Origin of the sequence: Bradyrhizobium sp. 139, assembly GCF_023074175.1 — a bacterium.
In the GTDB taxonomy this organism is placed as follows: domain Bacteria; phylum Pseudomonadota; class Alphaproteobacteria; order Rhizobiales; family Xanthobacteraceae; genus Bradyrhizobium.
Map to the genome: position 1 here is coordinate 1 of NZ_JADPKS010000130.1, position 17,462 is coordinate 17,462.

Sequence of the window (17,462 nt, forward strand, 5' to 3'; positions counted from 1 at the left end):
TGATCGCAGGTGTCAGATTCAACGACGGCATCGAGGTCATCCACATGCCGGCAAACCACGCCGCCTGATCACCTCGTCACCCAAAATCCCGCATAGCTCCCGCAGTCAGCGGCACCTCCAGCTCCCTGAAAGGAGAAAGACCGTGATCCGCTTCTATTATCATCCGACGCCAAACCCGGCCAAAATTGCGCTGCTGCTCGAGGAAACCGGGGTCGCTTATGAACTTTGCCCGATCGATACCAGCAAAGGAGAGCAGCACACGGCCGCGTTCCGTGCCGTCAATCCGAATGGCAAGGTGCCTGCAATCGTCGATACCGACGGACCTGGCGGCAAGGAGACGAGGGTCTTCGATTCCGGCGCGATACTGTTGTATCTCGCCGAGAAGTCCGGGAAACTGCTCGGCGCGCCGCAAGATAGGGGCGAACTGCTGTCGTGGTTATTTTTCATCGCCACCGGCGTCGGCCCGTTTTCCGGCCAAGCGGTTCATTTCCAACATGCCGCACCCGAGAAGCTGGATTACGCGATCAACCGCTATCGGCGCGAAGTCGAGCGCCATTACGAAGTGCTCGACCTGCATCTGAAAGGACGCGAATTCATCGTCGGCAGCGGCTTTTCGATAGCCGATATTTCCGGTTGGGGATGGCTCGACCGGGCGCCCCGCGTCTTGCCCGGGGATGCCGAGCCGCTGTCAGCGTTCCCGAATCTTTCACGCTGGTTCAAAGCCATTGATGCGCGCCCAGCCGTCGCCAAAGCGCGTGCGATCGGTAGAGGGCATGCCTTTAAGAAGGAAGTGGATGAAGAGACGCGCCGAGCGCTGTTTCCATCCAATTACCCGAAAACGGCTCATAAGCAGGCTTAATAGGAAGCGCGAGGATAACATGGATCTGCAAGGAAAAAGGGTGCTCGTCACCGGAGGCTCCAGCGGCATCGGCTATGCCATTGCCGAAGCGATGCTCAAACGGGGCGCGCGCGTCGTCATCACGGGCCGCCGGCCTGGCGCCCTTCACGAGGCCGCCGAAAAGCTTCAGCAATCTGGCTCGGTAAAGATTGTGGCGGCGGATGTCGGCACGGAAGAGGGACGCGAGGCCACACTGGCGTCGACGCTCAAAGCGCTGGGCGGTCTAGACATCCTTATCAATAACGCAGGTGGGGTACGGGCCGGCCGCCTTGAGGACACCAGCGAGGCGGAAATACGCGCCATGATCGAAGTCGATCTGGTTGCGCCGATCTTGTTGACGCGGGCTGCCCTGCCAGCTCTCCGTTCGGGCGGAGACAGCCTCATCGTCAACATTACGTCCGGGATCGCCCTGGTTGCAGCTCCTTTCTACGCCACGTATGCCGGGGTGAAGGCAGGGCTCGCCAAATTTGGCGAGTCCCTCCGCCGGGAGCTGAAAGGCGAAGGCGTGCATGTTTTGACCATTTACCCTGGCGCAACTGACACCCCCATGATGCGATCCTCGCGCGCCGGCCCTGAGCTTGGGTTCGTCAAGGAGCCAGCAAGCGCCGTGGCCGCTGCGGTTCTCGACGGCATCGATAACCTTGCGTTCGAGGTCGTTCGTGGCGGCGAAGCACGCGCTAAAATGATTGCGTTGAACCGCGAGGATCCGGCGGCGCTCGACAAGCGCTTTCTCGATCTCAAGCCGGCATTGGCGGAAGCGGTGCGGGACCATTCGGCGCTTTAGCAAGCGGAGGCGCCGGTCTCGACGCAGCGGGGTAAAGAGTGCACATGCTGAAGATCTGGGGCCGCGCCAATTCGATCAACGTCCAGAAAGTACTCTGGTGCTGCAAAGAACTAAATCTCAAGTACGACAGGGTTGACGCTGGCAATGAATATGGTGTGACGGGGAGCCCGGGCTACCGGGCTCTCAATCCCAACGGACTTGTTCCGACGATCGAGGACGGCGACTTTTGTCTCTGGGAATCCAACGTCATTGTCCGCTACCTCGCGCACAAAGCGGGGAACGGACGCCTCTGCCCGCCTAGCGTTCAACTGCGTTTCGATGCAGAGCGTTGGATGGATTGGCAGGCAACCGTGTTCTGGCCCGCGCTTCGCCCGTTGTTCATCCAGCTTATTCGGACGCCCCAAGACAACCGCGACGCGGCCGTGACTGCGCGAGCCGAACACCTTTCTCTTGCGTCGGTGCGGATACTCGACACACATCTCGCCGGCCGTGCGTTTCTAACGGGCAGTGAGTTTACCATGGGCGACATCCCGGCCGCTGTCGCCGTGCATCGATGGTACGAGCTGGAAACGCACCATCCCGATCTCCCGAACGTGCGAAGATGGTATGAACATCTGCGTCAGCGGAAGCCGTTCCAGCAGACCGTCATGATCCCGCTCAGCTGACGGGTCATCTAGGCTATGACGCAATCGACATGAATTTCGTCGTCGACTTTGACGACCACACGATCATCGGGCTTGACCGGATAGAGGCCCAGGGGCGTGCCCGTCAGTACCAGATCGCCGGATGTAGGAGATCGACCGCAAAGGCCCAGATTACTCCTCAGCCACGCGACGGCTTCCTCCGGCCCGCCCGAGAAAGCCCACAAAGGCCCGGAAGCCACTACCTTGCCATTGATTTCCACCGACAGATTTTTGGCGCCGAGCCATCGCTCAACCGGTGTCTCGGCAAGGTGATGCGGGACGACAACCCCAGCATTTATCCCGTTGTTCGCGACAAGCTCGGCAAGCGTCTTGCGGGGCGCTCGGAAGACGAAATTGTGCAATTCAATCACGGGAAACGCCGCGACAATCGCACCGCCGGCACCGATGCGAACTGCCATCTCACCTTCGATCGCAAGATTGGTATGGTCTTTATGCCGGATCACGGCTCCCGACCTTCGACGTTCGCTCCCGAACAGCCGCGCATAAATCGGTCCTGCCATGCCGAACTGTTCGACGACGCCAGGTCCGATGCAGCCGATCTTATGGCCTGCGACAGTGTCTCCTTCTTCGCAACGAAGGCGGGCCACTTCTGCTTGAACGTCATAGGCTTCGGAAAGCGTCAGGACCAATCCTGGATCCGCAAACGCGCTGCCGGGCCGGCCACTTCGGTAATCGCGCCATTGTCGTTCGGCAAGCACTTCGAGCCGTGGATCTGGACCCATTCTATGTTCCCAAGATAATCTTAGCTAATCCGATATCTCGCGACCGCTTCCATATTCCAAGCCAGCCCATTGCCGGGACGGTCCGAAACCACGGCCAGGCCGTCCTTGATCAGAAGCGGCTCCTGCAAAATGGGGTTCGCCCAATCGACATATTCAAGCCAATGACAGCCGGGCGTCGCGGCCATGAGATGTGCGCTAACCTCTGGGAAAAGATGCGAGGAGACGGCGCGATTATAGGCGGCTGCAAGGCCTGCCGCTCGCTGCCAGCCGGTCACGCCGCCGATGCGATCAAGATCCAGCATGACGTAGTCGGAAGCGCCCGCCTCCAATGCGGCTACCATAGGCGGCAGGCCGGTGAAGTTCTCGCCAATCTGGATCGGTGTCACCGCCGCTTGGGCGATTTGCGACATGCGACGGTAATCGTCATGCCTGGTCGGCTCCTCGATCCAATAAATCCCCTCGTGATCCAGGGCCAGTGCGTAGTGCATGGCATCAGAGAAGGTCAGTGCCTGGTTGAAATCCACCATGAGACGAGCCGTATCCGGCAACCGCTTCCGAACGGCCCGGACGGTCGCGAGGTCATGTGCGAAATGGCTGCGGCCTAGCCGAAGCTTTACCGCTTTAAAGCCACCTTCGAGCAGTGCCTCCGCTTCATCGGCCGCCGCTGCGGGCGGCATCAAGCCGAGTCCATTGCTGTTGTACGCGGGCACGGAGGTTGGCGCCGCGCCAAGATAGGCGGCAAGTGGCATATTTGCGGCCTTTGCCAAAGCATCCCAAACAGCCGCATCGATCGATGAAGCGACCATTGTGATCGGACCAGCCACGCCTGGAAGACGAAAATACCGCCCGATGGTTTGGGCGATGTTTAGCGGATGCAGAGGTTGGCTCGCGAGCTGCTCGTTGAGCTCCGCGATAATTGGGACCAAAGACTGCGCGATCGACGGCTGGTAGCAGAACGCGTAGGCATGGCCGGTGACGCCGTCCTGGGTCACGACATCGACGAGCAGCAAGTTTGCTTCATCGATGCTCTTGGCACTGGTCCCGAGCGGCCGCCGCATAGGCAACTTGACTGCGGTCGCAGACAACGATCGAAGCCGTTGCGGTTGAAATGCAGTCAACGGCCTTCTCCAACATCAATTCTACGTTTTTTAACAGTCGATCTATAATGCTCCGGTGGCGCCGGAGGTCAATAGGGACTGGCCGGAGTTGCGTAAATAATTCCCCCAACGAAGACACGCCGTGACCCGGGGCTTGGTCACGGCGTGTGCAGGAGGCAGAGCGAGCGACGAGATCAGTGCTTCTTCATCGCGTCGTCCTTCTTCATGCCGTCCTTCGACATGCTGTCTTTGGAGTCTTTCGACATTGCGTCCTTCGACATGGAGTCCTTCTTCATGCCGTCTTTGGACATCGAATCTTTCTTCATGCCGTCATCCTTGCCCATCTTGTCCTGGGCAAACGCAGTCGGCGCAAAGGCGAGGCTGAGGGAGACTGCAGCGGCAGAAAGGCCGAAAACGAGGCGGGAGCGAATGGTCATCGAGCGTCATCCTTCTTGGCTTTGGTTGAAGCGGCGGATGCCGCTCAATTTCCTTACGTAAGCTTCTGATCGTTGTTACGCGTGTGAGAGACTTTTTCAGCGTTACTGGTCGCTTCTCACGTGACGCCCTCCGTCAGACGCGCGGCCCCGACAATTGCGCCGTCGGCAGCTTCGATGACGACAGCGACATCTTCGCCCAGGGGAAAGCGTTCGTTGATCGACGTCGCCTCACCGGACCACTCGGCGATCGGGCGGATTGATCGAACGACATTGGCTTCCGTCAGGGTCCGACCTCCGTTCTCGCCACGGCCGATCCGCGTGGTATGCTCATGATCAAATCCGATAAGCAGGATCTTGCCGCTTCCGCGGCCGGATCCTACCTGGATCTTGAGGTTTCCGTTTTCCTTGCTGACGCGAACCGAGGCTACCGTTCGTTGATCGCGCTTGGCCTGCTCGATTGCCGCATTGACGTCATCGCGACGCGAGCCAACGAGGCCGACCCCTCCGTCAACGACCATCTCCGGCGTATAGGACCCGTCTCCGAAACGGTGCCCATAGCGGCCTTGACGAGACGTGGCGGCTTGCATGGAGAATGGATCTTTCCAACCGAGGCCGTCCCAGTAGGTGACGTGGAAGGCGAGCGGCAGGATATCCGAGCGGCTTTTCGTCATTTCGTTGAGAAAGACGTTCGCCGGCGGACAGGAAGAGCACCCCTGAGATGTAAAGAGCTCAACGACCACAGGTCTTTCGGCAGCCGCCGCCATAGCTGGCAGACAAAAAAGCGAACCGGCCAGCAAAAGCGTGCGTAGTGTCATGGCATCCTCCGGGTTGTTACTTCCAGAATTCGCTTCCCGGATCGCTTCGTTACAAGGTCATGACACACAACTTGGTGATCTATCGATGCGGTCAGAGGCTATTGGACAATCCGCCTGGACTACTCAGTTGCTGTGCAAATCGATGGCTTCGCTTGATAACCAGCGCTTGAACGCCGTCAAAGCTCGGTTCTCGCGGTTTTCTGGGGGCGACATTAACCAATAGCTGCCAGCGGGAGATACGGTTGAGAAGAGTTGGCATATCCGCGCCTGCTTCTCCTGGTCTCGGATAAACAGGTCCATTCCAAGCGCGACAGCCACGCCCTGCTCGGCGGCCTGAATTGCGGAGACGAAGCTGTCTACCGTTATGGTGCGAAGCGGCAAAAGGTCTGGCACGCCCGCACGGGCGAGCCATTCCGGCCAGGCGCGCGGGAAGCTTGCTACCTGAATGAGCACCGCCCGGCGCAAGTCCTGAGGCCGCCTCAGCCTAAGCCGCCTTGCCAACGCCGGCGTCGCGACTGGCATGGCGTTGATGTGTGCCAAGTGGAGCGACTTAAGAGACGTCGGTTGGGGATCGCTGACGCAGATTCCGGCGTCATACGCTTCGATATCAAAGTCGACCATCCGGCTTGAGGTTTCGATCACAACGTCGATATCGGGATGCTGTGCTATGAACGTCGAAAGGCGAGGTATCAACCACGCCGATGCGAACAGGGGGAAGACCTTCAGTGTGAGCCGCTGACGCGTCCGGCCGCCGCTTGATGCCAAACGCGCTCTCGCTAGCTGCGCGAACGCACGGCCCATTATGACAGCAAGCCGCTTCCCTTCGGCCGAGGGCTTTATCGCCCGGTGCGTACGGATGAACAGTGAAACGCCCAGCATGCGTTCGAGATTGCGAATGCGGTGACTTATCGCCGATGCCGTAAGGTTCAGTGCCCGGGCGGCCTTTTGGAAACTGCCGAACTTGAACGCAAGGTCAAAGGCCTGCAAAGCGAGCAGATGCGTCAGCCTCAACGCGGCACCGAGAGCCTTTGATGGCGGCGAGGCGCGAGCCGGAGGGCCGCACGGGCTTTCTTTCATTTCGCGCAATCGGGCTTTTCACGTGCATTCCGTTTCCTACGGGAAATCTCCGACCTTCGTCGAATGAATTTGGCTCATCTGATGGGCGCTTGCTTTCGCTTGTCAACACCTTCCGAGGTGGGAGGCCTAGGCTCCGAAAGAGGGAGGATGACCATGACGACCGATCTTGTCCGCTATTCCAAGGCAGGCGCAATTGCCACCATCACGTTGAATAGGCCGGAGAAGTACAACACGATCCGGGCGGAAATGGCGGTCGCCATCGACGACTATTTGCGCGATGCCAATCGCGACGATGCCATCCGCGTAATCGTGCTGGAAGGAGCCGGTGACAGCTTCTGCGCAGGTTTTGATTTCTCAAGCGGGTTGGATCACCACGCCGTCTTCAAGAAGGACGGTTATGATCCCGGCATGGATGTCTACTCGTCCGCCAACCCCTACACCGGTCGCATTCCAATCTATATGGGCATGTGGCGGGGACTGAAGCCGACCATCGCAAAGGTCCATGGCTGGTGTCTTGGCGCCGGCTCCGAGATGACACTATGCGCCGACCTGGTGCTGGCTTCCGACGACGCGCGTTTCGGCACGCCCTATGCGCGCGTCTGGGGCTGCCACTTAAGCGGCATGTAGGTCTACCGCCTCGGTCTCGCCAAAGCGAAATACTACGCCTTGACCGGTGAATGGATCAGCGGGAAGGAAGCCGCCAAAATTGAGCTGATCAATTTCTCCTATCCTCTCGAAGAACTCGACGGCCAGGTGGCGGCGCTTGCCGAGAAGCTGGCCAAAATTCCCATGACGCAGCTTGCGGTCATGAAGCTGATCGTCAATCAGACCTACGACAATATGGGCCTCCAGAGCACGCAATTGCTTGGCCCCATACTCGATGCTGCCATGCGGAATACCCCGGAAGGCCTTGCCTTCGTGCACACGGCAGCCACGCAACGCGTGAAGCAAGCCGTCAAAGACCGGGATGGTCCGTTCGGCGATTACAGCCAAGGCCGCCCTGAGGACCAGCCGCGGAAGCGAAGCGAGCTCAACAAGGAGCCACAGTAGCTTCGAACTTACCTGCAAGCCATTAAACAAGAGAAGCCCAGCGATGATGCCAGAGATCGCTCCGAACAGTCGGGAAGCAGCAAACCGGCGCTCCGAAGCCCTCGCGCCGACTTGCCGCGGCTTGAATTACTATGAGGCCGACCCTCATTTTCGGGCAATTCTGCCGCTGCACGCCAGCGCCTCTCTCCTGTCCCGCATCAATCCGCATCTCGTCGAACTCGGAGAGCTCGCGGGCAACGAGCTCTACGATCTCTCGGAAGCCTGTCCGCCCATCCTCCATACGCGCGACGCTTATGGACGAGACGAGGAGTGGATCGAGTACCATCCGGTTTATCGGCGCATGGAGGAAATCGCGTTCGGCCGGTTCGGAATTCACGCCATGAGCCATTGTCCTGGCGTTCTCGATCAGGGAGATGCTCTTCCTCCCCTGGCCAAGTACGTCTTTCACTACGTATTTGCCCAGGCTGAATTTGGCCTGCTCTGTCCTGTCAACCCCACGGACAGCTCGTCGGAACTTATCAGGCGTTTTGGATCCGAGCCGCTTCGCGAGCCGATATTTGCCGGCGGCGTGGTCGCAAGACATGTCTCTGCTCCATCGCTGCGCGCAATTCATGACGGAAAAGGCGGGCGGCTCGGATGTCGGCGCTTCCGAGCTCGCAGCCGTGCGAGATGGTGACCACTGGCGGCTCTGGGGAGAGAAGTGGTTCTGCTCGAACGTTGATGCAGAACTCGTCGTCTTGCTGGCACGGCCAGAGAACGCTCCACCTGGTAGTCGCGGACTTGGTCTCTTCCTTGTGCCGCGGACATTGCCGGATGGCCGACGAAACGATTACCGGATCTTGCGACTCAAGAACAAGCTCGGTAGCCGCACCATGGCGAGCGGAGAAATCGTGTTTGACGGCGCGATCGCATATCAGTTGGGAGCGCTCGACCAAGAGCTGAAGCAGATGCTGGTCATGGTCAATTCGAGCCGGGTCTCCCATCTTGCACGGGCCGCTGGCATAATGAGACGTTGCCTCAATGAAGCATTGGTCGTTGCGCGCCATCGCCGTTCCTTCGGGCGGCCGGTGATCGATCACCCCCTGATGCGCCGACAGCTTATGAAGTTGTCGGTCCCTACTGAGCAAGCTCTTTCATCCCTTTTATTTGCAGCGACTGCATCAGACGATGTCTTGCAGCTTGTTACACCAATCTCGAAATATCGCGCTTGCCGGGACAACGTGACCGTCGCCACCGGTGCCATGGAAGTTCGGGGTGGCAACGGCTATGTCGAAGATTGGCCCAACGCGCGCCTGGTTCGGGATGCCCATCTTGGCCTGATCTGGGAAGGTACGAGCAACATTAACGCGCTGGATGCGATCCAACGAGCGATCGGCAAGGCGGGATCTCACGTCGCATTTCGCGACGCGATGGCGCAGACACTCACCGCTGCTCCTCACATCCCCGGCCAATTCCGCACGCGGCTCGAAGATGCGGTAACGGAAGCGGTGGCCTTCGCAAGGGAAGTCGCAACCCACAAGGAATACGAGCGCTTCTGCCGTGTCGCTGCCGCCAAGCTCTACCATGCCAAGACAGCAACGCTTCTCGCCGCCGAAGGAGCGCGACTTGGCATGGCCGGAGGAGATGCTCGCCGCCTCGTGATTGCGCGTTTTGTCCTTGATCATCGGCTTCGAGAAGCCCGCTCGCCTCAACTTGGGACCAGTGACTGGGAGGATGGTGCGATCGGCGCGTTGCTTTCTGAATGCCCGATGACGATCGACCAAGCGATAAACTTCGTGCAGCACTGAAATCCTCCCAGGCAGGCAAGGGAGGAGCAAGATTCGACGCGGTCACCGAGGTGCCGCTCGTCGAAAGCGGTCACGCCAGCGATGCGACCTCGGCGAGCCCAGAAAGCCCGTTGATCGTGTGATCAGGACCCAGGCCTAGTTCATCCATTTGCATGCGCAGCGCTTTGAACATGGTCAAGGGCGCGATGAGGTCGGCTTTCGCGCAAGCTTGCGCCATGGATTGAAGTGTTACGCGTTCGATCCAGGCAACCTTCAGACCCGCAGCTTTTGCGCCGATCGCGTCCCACGGATTTGAGGATACGAACAGCACCTCGGCCGGGCTCACGTTCAAACGCGGCTCGATCAAGGAATAGGCCTCGGGGCTCGGCTTGAAAATGCGCTTGCTGTCAATGCTGATGGTTGCGTCCAGCACGCTGTCGAGACCGGTATTCCGTACCAGGGTCGTCAACATCTCCGAGCTGCCATTTGATAGAATGGCGAGTTTGTGCTTCTGCAACGATTGCAACGTCGTTCGCGCATCGGGGTAGAGGTCTAGATGGACATACTTGTCCATGATCTGCTCGAAAAGCCTTTCGTCGTGCTTCAGTCCCAATATTCTCAACGTGTAGGACAGCGACTCCCTGGTGATGACGGAGAAATCTTCATAGCGGCGCATCAACGACCGCAACCAGGTGTATTCCAGCTGCTTAATGCGCCAGATCTGGGTGATGAGTTCGCCGTACCCGGGAAAGGCGCGATCGGTGATCGTCGCCACGGATTGAATGTCATAGAGCGTTCCGTACGCATCGAACACAATTGCTTTAACGGTCACGAGAGGGCTTCCTTTGTCTTCTTTTATTCAGGCGCACTGCCTGTGTGCACTTGCAACAGAAACGCGTCGAAGCGCTTCTCGTTTTCGAGATCGCGTGCTGCGATGAGCGAACCGATCACCGCGCCCAGAAATCCGATCGGCAGGGACACGATGGTCGGGTTAACCAACGGCCAGAGCGCCTCACTGCCGCGCATCGCTGGCCCGATCATGGCGAGTGCGACAGAGCTTACGAGGCCCGCGGCCATGCCACCGATGACGCCGCCGGTATTGAAGCGGCGCCAGAACAACGACAGGACGAGCACGGGAAAATTTGCGCTCGCGGCGACGCAGATGGCGAGAATGACGAGGACGGCGACGTTGACGCCCTGGGCAAGAATCCCAAGGGCGATGGCGAGAACGCCGATGATGACGGCCGCCAGACGGGCGATCCAGACCTCCTGCCGCCCCTCGACTTGCCCGCCTTTCAGCCAGTTGACGTAGAAGTCATGGGCGATGCTGCTCGAGGTCGACAAGGTCAGCGCCGAGACCACCGCCAGGATGGTTGCCACCGCGACTGCGGCAACAAAGCCAAGCATTAGTTCTCCCCCGACGCTGCCTTTTCCTCCCCCGAGATATTGGGCGAGCAAGGGTAGCGCCAGGTTGCCTCCCTTGTCGGCGGCCCGGATGGCATCCTGACCGACGAAATCGGCAGCCGCCAATCCGAACAAGGTTGTCCCAGCGAAGAAGGCGCCAGCCAAGAACATGACCCAGACCACCGACCGGCGAGCCGTTTTGGCGTCGGGGACCGTGTAAAATCGCGTCATCACGTGGGGCAGACCGGCCAAGCCAAGGACGTATCCCAGGCCCAGTGAAATCTGGTCGAAGGGGTTCTTCAGGTAATTGCCCGGCAGGAGATAGCCTGCGCCGTATTTTGCCTCGGTATCCGCGAAAAACGTCAACGGATTGAAGTGCACAAGCGAGAGCGCCATGACCAGAACGACCGCCCCCGCGCCGAGCATCAAGACGGCTTTCACGATTTGCACCCACGTGGTCGCCAGCATGCCGCCGAACGCGACGTAGACGATCATGCTGACGCCAACAAAGATCACAGCCCAATCATACGAGATCCCCGTCAGAAGGCGAACGAGCACGCCGGCGCCGGCCATCTGGGGCATCAGATAGGCAAAGTTCACGACAATCGTGCCGGCGATCGCCGCAAGCAGGGACGAGCGCGTTTTCATGCGGCTGCGGATGACATCGCCAAGCGTGTACTTGCCAGAGTTACGAAGCGGCTCCGCGATGAGGAACAGGACGGTACAGAAGGCGACGAGAGGACCTAGCGCGTAAAACGCGCCATCCATACCGTAAAGTGCCGTCAACCCGCTGAAGCCGAGAAAGGCAGCCGCGCTGCACCAATCGCCCGCAAGCGCAAAGCCGTTTTGAGCGGCTGTCAGCTGGCTGTCGGCCGCATAGAAGTCGCTCGCCGTTTTTGTGCGCCGTGCTGCCCAGTAGGTGATGCCGAGGGTGACAGCGAGGATGAGAAGGAAGATGACGAGGGTAATGCTCACCGAACCGCTCCTCGAACTGACGCTGCTGCCGTGGCCGCAAGCGGATCGAAAACGCGATTGGCGACGCGCTCGTAGCTAAGAGCGAGAGCCCACGATAGGAAGTAGTTCAGCGCGATGAGCGCAAAGCCGACGTTGAGCGGCCCAATAATTTTGACGGCCATCGCGTCCTTGGCGAAGCCGGCGACAGCCGTCAACCCGACATAGCCGACGATATAAACGATCGTCATCGGCAAAAGGAAGCGAACCTTCGCTGCTACCAATGCACGCACGACATCGTGCGCTGCTTCGACGCGCCTGTCACCTCGCATCACATGTCCTCCCGTTGTCCCGCATTATGTGCGGGTTCACCCATCGGCCGTCTCCAAGCGGAGTGACCCTAGCGGCCTTCGGTCTTTACGAGGGTGAACGCAAGTGACAAAATGAATAATCGTGATCGTCATCATCGGATTTTACGATTTGGGAGGCGAACGTGAATCTCGACATCGACTGCCTGCGGTCTTTCTTGGTCGTGGCGGACTCTATGAGCTTCTCCCGCGCGGCGGAGACGGTTGGCCGTTCGCAGTCGACGATCAGTCAACAAATTGCGAAGCTGGAGACGCAGACAGGCAGACCGCTCCTGTCGCGTCGGAAGGGGCGCGTGTTGCAGCTGACGTCGGAGGGCGAACGCCTGATGCAGTACGCCCGGCGGATACTGCAGCTCAACGACGAGGCATACGCGTCCATGTCGGACGATCTCCTGACCGGTTTCGTGAGGCTCGGCGTCCCGCTCGATTTTTTCGGTCGCGATTTCACGGTTTGGCTTGCCCGATTTAAGGCCAGACACCCCATGGTCGGCCTCGAGGTGGAGGCCAATCAATCCGAAAACCTGCAAAAGCGAAGTGCACGTGGGGACTTCGACCTGGCGTTCTTCAAACAGGAGTCGGGTGCCACATTGGGCACGGTAGCGCAGCGCGAGCAACTGGTGTGGGTTGGCGGTCCAAAACTGGCTGCTGAAGATCTTGATTCAACGCCGCTCGTCTTGTTCCCCGAAGGCTGTACGTATCGAAGCTGCGCAATCAGGTCCCTTAAGGAGCAGAAACGCCCATGGCATGTGAGCTTTGTCAGCCCGAGCTTTGAATGCTTGAAGACGGCGACGGTTGAAGGCATGGGAGTCACGGTTCTCGCGCGTGCGCTGGTAGCACCGCCCTTGAAGATCATTCGGCACGGCAAACACCTGCCGCAACTTCCTGCCGTAGAGCTCGCATATTCAAGTGGACGGCGCGGCAATTCGCGGGTGGTCAGCGAGCTAGCCAACTATCTGGCCGACCGCCTGGCGATGGCGGGGTCGCAGCAGGTGGCCGCAATTGCGTGACCGAGCCGCTCGCGACATCGGTCGATGGTTCAAGGACCTCGCTTCACGCCTTGTGGCGGCGCTCCCCCGAACCAAATAGCTCGAGCAGCGCCGCCCAAACGGCCGACGCCGCCGGCGAAAGCGATCTGTCACGCCGTCGAACCAGAAAGATGGTGCGGCTTACCGATGGCCTTATGAGCTTCCGGGTTGTCAACGCCGGGTGAACTTTGATCGGGGCGACCAGGGTCGGGATGACGGCTATACCGAGCCCGGCTTCGACCATGGCAAGAACGGAACTGGGCTGCGCCAGTTCGAGCGCGATTTGCACCCGCACGCCCGCATTTGCGAGGGTATTGAGGATCTGTGGCCGGCTTCCAGATGTGTTGTTCAACATCACCAAGCGATGGTCGGAGAGCTTTGCCCAGGCGATCGCTTTCGACTTGGCTAACGCGTCATCGCGGCGGCATGCCAACACAAACGGGTCTTGGGTAAGGCTCTCCATGTGCAGTTCGGTCGCCTCGATTTCCCCTCCCGAAAGGCCGAACTCGACATCGCCCCGCGTTACCCTCGCAATGACTTCCTTTGCCGCGATATCCTCAATGGAAAACGAGATCTCGGGCCACTTTTTCCTGCAGTGAACAACGCATGCCGGCATCAATCCTCGGGCTACCGATGGCACGCAAGCCAACGTAACTTTGCCTCGCCGCCTTTCCCCGGTATCTTTGAGTTCACGCAGTAGCGTATCCAAATCGCCCAGCAGCCGCGCCCCGCTTGCCGCCAAGACCTCGCCAACAGCCGTCAGCCGAACGTGACGGGTTGTGCGGTCGAGCAAGCGCAGATCCAACTCTCTTTCCAATTGCTGCACTGAAAAACTTACGGCGCTTTGCGAAACGGAAACCTCTTTCGCCGCACGGCTAAAACTCCCGAGCTTGGCGACCGCGAGAAAGGCGCGGAGTTGGCGGATGCCGACATTCATCGGGTTTACTCATGAATGTATCGAATATTTGAATTTTACTTCCAAATTGTGCGCCTGTTCAATCCTCTAAATTTCAGGGAGAGAACATCGATGACGGACGCTTTGGCGCAGGAGCGAGATGCCGCAGCAAAGCCTGCGGATCTACTTCGGATTTTGGGGCGAGCAAACTCGTTCAACGTACGAAAAGTGCTCTGGGTCTGCGACGAAATCGGGATCGCTTATACGCGAGAGGATTTCGGCCGAGGCTTCGCTCCGACCGATACGCCTGAATTTCTCCAGCTGAACCCAACCGGCCAAGTGCCCGTCGTGATCGTCGGCAACCGCGTCATGCGCGAATCCAACACCATCGTGCGATATCTCGCAGCCAAGCATGGCGCCACGGATCTTTACCCTGCGGACGCCGAAGAGCGACAGGCGATCGAGCAATGGATGGACTGGGTCGCCTACGACATTACGCACGCGCTGCGCGGCGCTTTTCTCGGCGGACAGCTGAGGGAAGCACCCTACGATCACCCTTGGTATGTGGCGCAAGGACAGAAGGAACTCGTCCACGTCATGGGCTTGCTCAACGGGCACCTCGCAGGGTCCGGACCGTATGTCATGGGCGACCGGTTCACGATTGCTGACATCCCGGTCGGCCTCGTCGTCAATCGTTGGTTCAGCCTGACTCATCCCGGCCTTGTCCGCCCGAACTACACGGCTCTGTCGGACTACTATGAGCTGATGACAGACCGGCCCGCTTTCAGGCGGCATGGCCGCAACGGCCTGCCATAGTCGTAATCGTTGAACGTTCGAAGCTTACGTGAGGAGCCGCCATGAATACCTCGACAGGTCGTCACTTTCTTCAAATCCCCGGCCCGACGAATTGCCCGTTGCCCGTCCTGGCGGCGATAGCACAGCCAACCATTGATCACCGAAGCGCTGAATTTGGCGCGTTGGGTCTCAACGTCTTGAAGCGAATTCGCCCGATATTCGCCACTCAAGGGCCTGTCATCATCTATCCGACCTCCGGCACCGGCGCTTGGGAAGCTGCCCTGGTCAACACGTTGTCACCCGGGGATCACGTGCTCATGTTTGAGACCGGATGGTTCTCGACGTTGTGGAGCAAGATGGCCACGGCACTCGATCTGAAGCCCGAGATTATCGCAGGAGACTGGCGATCCGGGGTGAATGCCGAGCGGCTTGCAGAAAAACTTCGTGCGGATAAGACGCACAAGTACAAGGCCGTCGCCGTTGTTCATAACGAAACATCAACCGGCGTGACATCAGACATCGCCGCGGTCAGGCGGGCGATCGATGAAGCGGGGCACCCGGCGCTGTTGCTCGTCGACACGATTTCCTCACTTGGATCGATCAACTATCGCCACGATGCGTGGGGTGTCGACGTCACGGTTGGCGGCTCGCAGAAGGGGCTGATGCTGCCGCCCGGGCTCGGCTTCAACGCGGTTTCCGTCAAAGCGATCGAAGCGTCGAAAGCGGCGCGCAGGCCGCGCAGCTTTCTTCGCTGGGAGGGGATGCTTACGGCGAACGCGCAAGGCTTTTTCCCCTACACGCCGTCGACCAATCTGCTGCAGGGTCTGAAAGTCGCTCTCGACCTCATCGAGGCCGAAGGGCTGGCCAACGTCTTCGCACGCCATGACCGTGCAGCCCTCGCGACAAGGCGCGCTGTCGAGGCCTGGGGACTGGAGATCCAGTGCCGCGGCGAAGCAGAATATTCGTCATCGTTGACGGCGGTTCGGCTTCCCGACGGGCATTCGGCAGATGCTTTGCGGCTTCAGATTTTGGACGACGCAAACATGTCACTCGGCAACGGCCTCGGCCCTCTCGCCGACCGCGTTTTCCGGATCGGCCATCTCGGCGACTTCAACAATGCGTCGGTTCTTGGAACGCTGGCCGCAGTCGAAATGGGGCTGAAAGCGCGCGGGATCTCGTTTGGGCGCGGAGCGATCGAAGCGGCAGTCGACGGCTTGTCCAAAGACCGTCCAATCAGAAGACAAGCCGCCGAGTGAAGACCCGCAGCAGTCGCCGAAAGAGCGACGCTGACGTGTAGACATAACAGGGAGAGAAACGTGGTCCTCGCGCAGGAAGCGGACGAGATTACGTCCAAGCCGACCCCCGCAAGTCGTTTTTTTGACGCGCACAGCATGGTGACGACGCTGTTGTGCGTCCTGTTCGCGATCATGTACCTCGACCGCGTCAATATCTCTGCGGCGGCGGCGTCTTTAAAGACAAACTTCGCGCTGACAAATACCGAAATGGGTCTGATATTCAGCGCGTTTTCCTGGGCCTATCTCGGCTCGGTCATCTTTGGCGGATGGGGCGCCAGAAAATATGGCTCAAAACTGACGCTGATCGTCTGCGTGGTCATTGTCGGCTTGGGCACCATCGCCACCGGACTGGCTGGCGGACTGGTCTCTCTATTTGTCGCCCGCCTCGCCGTTGGAACGGGTGAGGGACCGGCATTTCCAGCGGCCACCCAGGCGATGCGAAACTGGTACCCGCCGCAGCGATTTGGATACATCCAGGGCATCACGCACAGCGCGTCTCGCTTGGGAGCGGCCTTGACGCCTCCGCTCGTCGCGGCCGTCATTCTTTGGACCGGTTGGCGCTCTGCGTTCATTGTCTGCGGCGCCGCTGCGCTGTTGTGGTGCGTCGCTTGGTGGACTTCCTTTACAGACGATCCCCGCGAGCATCCGGGCGTCACCGCCAGCAAGATCGCAGACTTGAGCGTCTCGATGCCCGATCGACACGCACGGATACCGTTCTGGCTGATCACGCGGCGAATGGCTTCCGTGACTGTCGTAATGTTCGCATACGGCTGGACGTATTGGGCCTTCGTGTCGTGGTTGCCGCTCTATTTCGAAATCAACATCACACCGATCTGAAGAGTTCGGCACTCCTCACAAGCGCGTTGTTTTTTGCCGGACTGGTGGGCAACACCGTGGGCGGGGTCGTCTCAGACAAAATCCTCAAAGCAACCGGCCGCAACAAGATGGCACGCTGCAGCGTCATCCTTGTGTCGTTGCTCGGGGCCGCAAGCCTGATTACGCCGACGCTGTTCTTCGACGATCTGCGAATTGTCGTCCCGCTCCTTGCGGGCGCCATGTTCTTCTTGGAGCTCACGATCGCACCGATGTACGCGATCCCCATGGATATCTCCAAGGAGTATGCGGGTCTCGGGAGCGCCTACGTCATCATGGGCGTTGGCTTGTCTGGCATTGTCTCGCCCGTTGTCTTTGGTTGGCTCATTGACCTGACCGGCAACTGGAATGTGCCGTTCGCGACGGGCGTCGGTATTCTGCTCGCCGGTGCCGCTGCAATCCCGTGGCTTCGCCCTGATCTACCGTTGTCGCTTCCGACCGACCAATCCGCGACCGGCACCGCGACGCCACAACCTGCAACTGGCACGCGCTAACGCCTTCGGAGC

At 59.5% G+C, this 17,462-nt stretch carries 19 protein-coding genes and 1 pseudogene; 11 read left to right on the forward strand and 9 right to left on the reverse strand.

Going from position 1 to position 17,462, the window contains the following annotated elements; genetic code table 11:
• Nucleotides 1-142: 142 nt before the first annotated feature.
• Genes IVA80_RS29560 through IVA80_RS29570 form a run of 3 tightly spaced genes read left to right on the forward strand, consistent with a single transcriptional unit; the run spans nt 143 to nt 2,347 of the window.
• Nucleotides 143-859, forward strand: a complete 717-nt coding sequence (locus IVA80_RS29560; protein ID WP_247438158.1) for a glutathione S-transferase C-terminal domain-containing protein — start codon at nt 143-145, stop codon at nt 857-859.
• Nucleotides 860-878: 19 nt separating this feature from the next.
• The gene (locus tag IVA80_RS29565; protein ID WP_247438159.1) at nt 879-1,682 is read left to right on the forward strand and encodes an SDR family oxidoreductase; all 804 of its coding nucleotides are present in this window, start codon (nt 879-881) and stop codon (nt 1,680-1,682) included.
• 44 nt (nt 1,683-1,726) lie between these two features.
• Nucleotides 1,727-2,347 carry a glutathione S-transferase family protein gene (locus IVA80_RS29570; protein WP_247438161.1) on the forward strand — a complete coding sequence of 207 codons (621 nt, stop codon included), beginning with the start codon at nt 1,727-1,729 and terminating at the stop codon, nt 2,345-2,347.
• 8 nt (nt 2,348-2,355) lie between these two features.
• Here IVA80_RS29570 and IVA80_RS29575 read toward each other — a convergent pair whose 3' ends face one another.
• The 5 genes from IVA80_RS29575 to IVA80_RS29595 form a co-directional block, all read right to left on the reverse strand.
• The gene (locus IVA80_RS29575) at nt 2,356-3,108 is read right to left on the reverse strand and encodes a fumarylacetoacetate hydrolase family protein (protein WP_247438163.1); all 753 of its coding nucleotides are present in this window, start codon (nt 3,106-3,108) and stop codon (nt 2,356-2,358) included.
• Nucleotides 3,109-3,128: 20 nt separating this feature from the next.
• Nucleotides 3,129-4,226: an enolase C-terminal domain-like protein gene (locus tag IVA80_RS29580; protein ID WP_247438165.1), complete on the reverse strand. Its 1,098-nt coding sequence runs from the start codon at nt 4,224-4,226 to the stop codon at nt 3,129-3,131.
• 173 nt (nt 4,227-4,399) lie between these two features.
• Complete coding sequence (locus IVA80_RS29585) at nt 4,400-4,642, reverse strand: pentapeptide MXKDX repeat protein (protein ID WP_247438167.1); 243 nt, start codon at nt 4,640-4,642, stop codon at nt 4,400-4,402.
• Nucleotides 4,643-4,758: 116 nt separating this feature from the next.
• The gene (locus IVA80_RS29590; protein WP_247438169.1) at nt 4,759-5,457 is read right to left on the reverse strand and encodes a DUF1223 domain-containing protein; all 699 of its coding nucleotides are present in this window, start codon (nt 5,455-5,457) and stop codon (nt 4,759-4,761) included.
• A gap of 123 nt (nt 5,458-5,580) precedes the next feature.
• Nucleotides 5,581-6,534, reverse strand: coding sequence for a LysR substrate-binding domain-containing protein (locus IVA80_RS29595; protein WP_247438246.1), 954 nt, complete (start codon nt 6,532-6,534; stop codon nt 5,581-5,583).
• 153 nt (nt 6,535-6,687) lie between these two features.
• Here IVA80_RS29595 and IVA80_RS29600 point away from each other — a divergent pair.
• The 3 genes and pseudogenes from IVA80_RS29600 to IVA80_RS29610 all read left to right on the forward strand — a co-directional run bounded on the left by IVA80_RS29600 (nt 6,688) and on the right by IVA80_RS29610 (nt 9,371).
• A pseudogene (locus tag IVA80_RS29600) lies at nt 6,688-7,584 on the forward strand (crotonase/enoyl-CoA hydratase family protein).
• Nucleotides 7,585-7,627: 43 nt separating this feature from the next.
• Entirely contained in the window at nt 7,628-8,260 is a 633-nt protein-coding gene (locus IVA80_RS29605; RefSeq protein WP_247438171.1) for a hypothetical protein, read from the forward strand.
• Nucleotides 8,196-9,371 (forward strand): acyl-CoA dehydrogenase family protein, encoded by a 1,176-nt coding sequence (locus IVA80_RS29610; protein WP_247438173.1) that lies wholly within the window; start codon nt 8,196-8,198, stop codon nt 9,369-9,371. The genes IVA80_RS29605 and IVA80_RS29610 overlap by 65 nt, the downstream gene beginning before the upstream one ends.
• 70 nt (nt 9,372-9,441) lie before the next feature.
• On the opposite strand, the gene IVA80_RS29615 is transcribed toward IVA80_RS29610, so the two are convergent.
• Genes IVA80_RS29615 through IVA80_RS29625 form a run of 3 tightly spaced genes read right to left on the reverse strand, consistent with a single transcriptional unit; the run spans nt 9,442 to nt 12,037 of the window.
• Nucleotides 9,442-10,182 carry a haloacid dehalogenase type II gene (locus tag IVA80_RS29615; protein WP_247438175.1) on the reverse strand — a complete coding sequence of 247 codons (741 nt, stop codon included), beginning with the start codon at nt 10,180-10,182 and terminating at the stop codon, nt 9,442-9,444.
• A gap of 23 nt (nt 10,183-10,205) precedes the next feature.
• Nucleotides 10,206-11,729, reverse strand: a complete 1,524-nt coding sequence (locus IVA80_RS29620; protein ID WP_247438176.1) for a cation acetate symporter — start codon at nt 11,727-11,729, stop codon at nt 10,206-10,208.
• Nucleotides 11,726-12,037, reverse strand: coding sequence for a DUF485 domain-containing protein (locus IVA80_RS29625; protein WP_247438177.1), 312 nt, complete (start codon nt 12,035-12,037; stop codon nt 11,726-11,728). Before IVA80_RS29625 ends, IVA80_RS29620 begins: the two co-directional genes overlap by 4 nt.
• Before the next feature lie 161 nt (nt 12,038-12,198).
• Between IVA80_RS29625 and IVA80_RS29630 the strand changes: the two genes are divergently transcribed.
• On the forward strand, nt 12,199-13,080 hold the full coding sequence (locus IVA80_RS29630) for a LysR substrate-binding domain-containing protein (protein WP_247438178.1): 882 nt from the start codon (nt 12,199-12,201) through the stop codon (nt 13,078-13,080).
• Nucleotides 13,081-13,123: 43 nt separating this feature from the next.
• Here IVA80_RS29630 and IVA80_RS29635 read toward each other — a convergent pair whose 3' ends face one another.
• A complete protein-coding gene (locus IVA80_RS29635; protein WP_247438179.1) occupies nt 13,124-14,035 on the reverse strand; it encodes a LysR family transcriptional regulator in 912 nt (303 codons plus the stop codon).
• A 90-nt stretch (nt 14,036-14,125) separates the two neighbouring features.
• On the opposite strand from IVA80_RS29635, the gene IVA80_RS29640 reads away from it, so the two are divergent.
• Genes IVA80_RS29640 through IVA80_RS29655 form a run of 4 tightly spaced genes read left to right on the forward strand, consistent with a single transcriptional unit; the run spans nt 14,126 to nt 17,450 of the window.
• Nucleotides 14,126-14,809 carry a glutathione S-transferase family protein gene (locus IVA80_RS29640; RefSeq protein WP_247438180.1) on the forward strand — a complete coding sequence of 228 codons (684 nt, stop codon included), beginning with the start codon at nt 14,126-14,128 and terminating at the stop codon, nt 14,807-14,809.
• Nucleotides 14,810-14,850: 41 nt separating this feature from the next.
• Complete coding sequence (locus IVA80_RS29645) at nt 14,851-16,044, forward strand: aminotransferase class V-fold PLP-dependent enzyme (protein WP_247438181.1); 1,194 nt, start codon at nt 14,851-14,853, stop codon at nt 16,042-16,044.
• Between the two features lie 60 nt (nt 16,045-16,104).
• Nucleotides 16,105-16,920: an MFS transporter gene (locus IVA80_RS29650; protein ID WP_247438182.1), complete on the forward strand. Its 816-nt coding sequence runs from the start codon at nt 16,105-16,107 to the stop codon at nt 16,918-16,920.
• Complete coding sequence (locus IVA80_RS29655) at nt 16,878-17,450, forward strand: MFS transporter (protein WP_247438183.1); 573 nt, start codon at nt 16,878-16,880, stop codon at nt 17,448-17,450. Before IVA80_RS29650 ends, IVA80_RS29655 begins: the two co-directional genes overlap by 43 nt.
• The last annotated feature ends 12 nt before the right edge of the window (nt 17,451-17,462 follow it).

Bases quoted from the DNA above. Each gene is read 5' to 3' on its own strand.
- IVA80_RS29565 (WP_247438159.1), top strand. From the start codon at position 879: ATGGATCTGCAAGGAAAAAGGGTGCTCGTCACCGGAGGCTCCAGCGGC.
- IVA80_RS29570 (WP_247438161.1), top strand. From the start codon at position 1,727: ATGCTGAAGATCTGGGGCCGCGCCAATTCGATCAACGTCCAGAAAGTA.
- IVA80_RS29575 (WP_247438163.1), bottom strand. From the start codon at position 3,108: ATGGGTCCAGATCCACGGCTCGAAGTGCTTGCCGAACGACAATGGCGC.
- IVA80_RS29585 (WP_247438167.1), bottom strand. From the start codon at position 4,642: ATGACCATTCGCTCCCGCCTCGTTTTCGGCCTTTCTGCCGCTGCAGTC.
- IVA80_RS29590 (WP_247438169.1), bottom strand. From the start codon at position 5,457: ATGACACTACGCACGCTTTTGCTGGCCGGTTCGCTTTTTTGTCTGCCA.
- IVA80_RS29595 (WP_247438246.1), bottom strand. From the start codon at position 6,534: ATGAAAGAAAGCCCGTGCGGCCCTCCGGCTCGCGCCTCGCCGCCATCA.
- IVA80_RS29605 (WP_247438171.1), top strand. From the start codon at position 7,628: ATGATGCCAGAGATCGCTCCGAACAGTCGGGAAGCAGCAAACCGGCGC.
- IVA80_RS29610 (WP_247438173.1), top strand. From the start codon at position 8,196: ATGACGGAAAAGGCGGGCGGCTCGGATGTCGGCGCTTCCGAGCTCGCA.
- IVA80_RS29625 (WP_247438177.1), bottom strand. From the start codon at position 12,037: ATGCGAGGTGACAGGCGCGTCGAAGCAGCGCACGATGTCGTGCGTGCA.
- IVA80_RS29635 (WP_247438179.1), bottom strand. From the start codon at position 14,035: ATGAATGTCGGCATCCGCCAACTCCGCGCCTTTCTCGCGGTCGCCAAG.
- IVA80_RS29640 (WP_247438180.1), top strand. From the start codon at position 14,126: ATGACGGACGCTTTGGCGCAGGAGCGAGATGCCGCAGCAAAGCCTGCG.
- IVA80_RS29645 (WP_247438181.1), top strand. From the start codon at position 14,851: ATGAATACCTCGACAGGTCGTCACTTTCTTCAAATCCCCGGCCCGACG.